This window comes from Streptomyces hirsutus, from assembly GCF_001418415.1.
GTDB lineage: Bacteria > Actinomycetota > Actinomycetes > Streptomycetales > Streptomycetaceae > Streptomyces > Streptomyces hirsutus.
The window spans coordinates 1-3,337 of the sequence record NZ_LIQT01000176.1; the positions used below are offsets into that span (position 1 = coordinate 1).

Sequence of the window (3,337 nt, forward strand, 5' to 3'; positions counted from 1 at the left end):
GCGGACTCCTCGGATGAACGCGCACGGTGAACGGGTCGCCGGAACCCTTCGGCGTGAAGTCCTCGACCACCTGCTGATCCGGAACGAGACCCCTGCCCGCCGGGTCCTGAACGCCTGCGCCCGACACGACAACCGCCGTCGCCCACATCGGGCTCGGGACAGCTTCCGCCCCTCGCGCAGGAGCACCCGGCACCCAAGACCGACCTGACCGCGCACCGAGTCCTCCGCCGCCGGGTACTCGGCGGCGTCATCAACGAGTACCGGTACGCCGCCTGATCAGCGGCGACGATTTTCCGAACGACACAGGTGCCGGGCGCGGCGGTGAAGCCGAACCGGGCCCGGGTGTCGGCGACCAGGCCGGTGCTGGTGGCGGCGGGCACGCTCGCGGACGCGTGGCTGCCAGCGGGCCCGTACGGCGTCCTGAAGGCGCTGGGCGAGGTCCGCGCGGGGCAGGTCAGCCCACGTGACAACGCCCATCAGGGGACACGCAGAAGTCCGGCTGATCGCCGGAGGCTTCGCCCGGCCGTGGTGCCCCGGTCGCCGTGGTCGGGGATGCGGCAGAGACTGAAACCCGGATTCTGTCCAGGAACACCCCGGAGCGCAGGAGAATGGCACCCACCCGCGCGTCACCGCCCCTTCAGATGCGGTGGCTTCGTTGGCTGCCCGCCGCGCTGATCCTCGGCGTGTTCCTCCTCGACCTCCTCACCCCGCCACATGTGAGGGTGTTCCTCCTGCTGGCGGCCACCCCCGTGCTGGTCGCGCCCTGGCTCTCCCTGACCGGGACGATCGCCACCGGCGCGGCGGCGCTCCTCGCCGCGGTAGCCCTGCCGCTGGTGAGAGGCAGGACGCCGTTCGACATCGATAACATCTTCCCGTTCTCCACCTTCGTCACCCTGACCCTCCTGGCCGCAGGCGTCAACCGGCTGCTGGCCCGCGAGCGGCGGCAACTGAAGAACGCCCGCGAGGTCGCCGAGGCCGTCCAGCGTGCCGTGCTCCCCTCCCCGCCCCACCGAATCGGGCCGCTGACCGTGGCCACCCGCTACGAGGCCGCCACGCGGGAGGCCGCCATCGGGGGCGACCTGTACGCGATCCGCTCCACCCCCTACGGCATCCGGCTGATGATCGCCGATGTCCTGGGCAAGGGCCTGGGCGCGGTCCAGACCGTCAACGCGCTGCTCGGCACCTTCCACGAGGCCACCCTCCACATCCCGGACCTGCCCGGCGTGGTCCGCCGCCTGGAGGAACGGATCCAGGAGGTCAACGCCGCCGAGAACGGAGGGGAAGCCGAGAGGTTCGCCACCGCCGTCATCGCCGAACTCTCCGCCGACGGCTCGACCCTGCACGTGGCCAACCGGGCACACCCGGCACCGCTGCTGCTCCACCACGGCCGGGCCCACCCGCTGGAGCCGAGCACGCCCTCGCTGCCGCTGGGCCTGGCCGACCTCGGCAGCCCGGACATCCCGGTCGACCGGTACGTCCTGCCCGAGGGCGCGGTCCTGGTGCTGTTCACCGACGGCGTCGTCGAGGCCCGCGACCACCGCGGGATCTTCTACGACCCCATCCCACGGCTGTCCCGCCCCCTCCCACCGGACCCAAACCACGTGCTGGACGCCCTGCTCGCCGACCTGCACCGGCACGCCGCAGGACACCTCGACGACGATGTCGCGCTCCTCGCCATCGGCCTGCCCCACGACGCGAACGACGGCCCCGGCAAGGCCCCGGCCGCCCCCTGGAGGGAAACAGACAACGGCCGGCACGTTTGAGGAAACCCACGACGGTGCTGCGCACATCCCCGGGACCGCACCCCGCGACCCGCGGCGACGCGGCCATGCTCGGCACTCCGAGCAGCTGTTCCCACGGGACTGGCGAATTGCGCAGCAGCGTCACCCACGGGGCACCGGCCAGGCGGGACGGGCGAACCACGGAGCGGAGGTGCGATATCTCGGCCTCGTGTCAGTGAGCGTTTTCAGAGTGACCACTGATGGGGTGACGGCGGCGGGGACGCAACGCACGAGGCACCCGTGCCGTTGAGGGAGGTGTTCGAAGTCTCAACTCATCAGCCCAGGTGCCTCGTTGGTCTCCTACCCTGCCGCACTCGACCTTCCTCATGCGCTGGTCGAGTGGGTCACCATGCTCATCGTCACCCGCGAGGGTGACCGCCGCTGCAAGCTCCCGCCGCACCAACGCGCGCTCGTCGGTCCGGTGTACCTGCGCAAGCACGACACCCTGGCTCAAATCTCTGCCGGTTTCGGCATCCCGGTCGGCACCGCCCACGCCTGCACCGCCGTGGTGATCGACCTCCTGGCCGCCCAGGCGCCCGGTCTACTCAAGGTCCTGCGCGAGCACGAACCGGAGTACGTACTGCTCGACGGAACGCTCGCCGAGTGCGACCGCGTAGGCGACGGCCGGGCCGACCACTCGCACAAGCACCGCCGCCACGGCGTCAACGTGCAGGTCGTGACCGACCCGACCGGGCACGTGCTGTGGATCTCGCCGGCCTTGCCAGGCCGTGTCCACGACCTGACCGCGGCCCGCACCCACCGGATCATCCGGATCTGCGAACGCCAGGGCGTCCCCGTCCTGGCCGACCGCGCCTACCAGGGCGCCGGCCTCTGGGTCACCACCGGACGCAGACGGCCGCCCGGGCAACTGTCTGCGACACAGCGGACGGTCAACCGGGCACTGGCCACGTCCCGGGCACCCGTCGAACAGGGCATGGCACTGCTGAAGTCCTGGCGGATCTTCCGAAGGTCCCGGATCAGCCCCAACCGCATGACGTCAGTCGCCAAGGCCGTCCTCACTCTGGAGAGGCAACGCTGAAAACGCTCAGTCACCACACCATCGTGAAACCTCAACCACACTTCAGGTCAAGCTGATCCGGGCACGCTCGCCGACTGGCGACGCAACTTTCCCCAGGCCCCGTCTGCGTATGGTGGGGCTGCTTCGCCACCGGCCAACCCATCACCCGATCCCTGATTGCCGACGACCACTGACACCGTTAGGAATCACTCGTCTAGTGTCCTGAGTCGGGAATTCGCTTCAGATATCCGGCGAGGCGTTCGAGGATCTCGTCTGCGGTTTTCGTCCAGACGAAGGGCTTCGGGTCTTCGTTCCAGATCTTGATCCAGTTGCGGATGTCCTTCTCCAGGGCCTGGACGTTCTTGTGGGCGCCTCGCCGTATCTGCTTGTCCGTCAGCAGACCAAACCACCGCTCAACCTGGTTGAGCCAGGAGCTGCTGGTGGGCGTGAAGTGCACGTGGAAGCGCGGGTGCGCGGCCAGCCATCGCTGAATGGCGGGCGTCTTGTGGGTGGAGGCGTTGTCGCAGATCAGGTGCTG

Annotated in this window: 3 protein-coding genes and 2 pseudogenes; 3 read left to right on the forward strand and 2 right to left on the reverse strand. The window is 69.6% G+C overall.

Annotation, left to right across the window (positions count from 1 at the left end):
- A pseudogene (locus AOK11_RS39845) lies at positions 1–276 on the forward strand (integrase core domain-containing protein); the annotation flags it as partial.
- Positions 277–305: 29 nt separating this feature from the next.
- Here AOK11_RS39845 and AOK11_RS44880 read toward each other — a convergent pair.
- Positions 306–450 (reverse strand): annotated as a pseudogene (locus tag AOK11_RS44880) (telomere-protecting terminal protein Tpg); the annotation flags it as partial.
- A 191-nt stretch (positions 451–641) separates the two neighbouring features.
- On the opposite strand from AOK11_RS44880, the gene AOK11_RS14215 reads away from it, so the two are divergent.
- Both AOK11_RS14215 and AOK11_RS14220 read left to right on the forward strand, forming a co-directional pair.
- The gene (locus AOK11_RS14215; RefSeq protein WP_240497336.1) at positions 642–1,763 is read left to right on the forward strand and encodes a PP2C family protein-serine/threonine phosphatase; all 1,122 of its coding nucleotides are present in this window, start codon (positions 642–644) and stop codon (positions 1,761–1,763) included.
- 310 nt (positions 1,764–2,073) lie between these two features.
- A complete protein-coding gene (locus AOK11_RS14220) occupies positions 2,074–2,820 on the forward strand; it encodes an IS5/IS1182 family transposase (RefSeq protein WP_055594075.1) in 747 nt (248 codons plus the stop codon).
- A 193-nt stretch (positions 2,821–3,013) separates the two neighbouring features.
- Here the strand turns inward: AOK11_RS14220 and AOK11_RS14225 are convergent.
- The coding region (locus AOK11_RS14225; RefSeq protein ID WP_206188836.1) for a transposase at positions 3,014–3,337 on the reverse strand (324 nt) is incomplete at its 5' end.

Bases quoted from the DNA above. Each gene is read 5' to 3' on its own strand.
- AOK11_RS14215 (WP_240497336.1), top strand. From the start codon at position 642: ATGCGGTGGCTTCGTTGGCTGCCCGCCGCGCTGATCCTCGGCGTGTTC.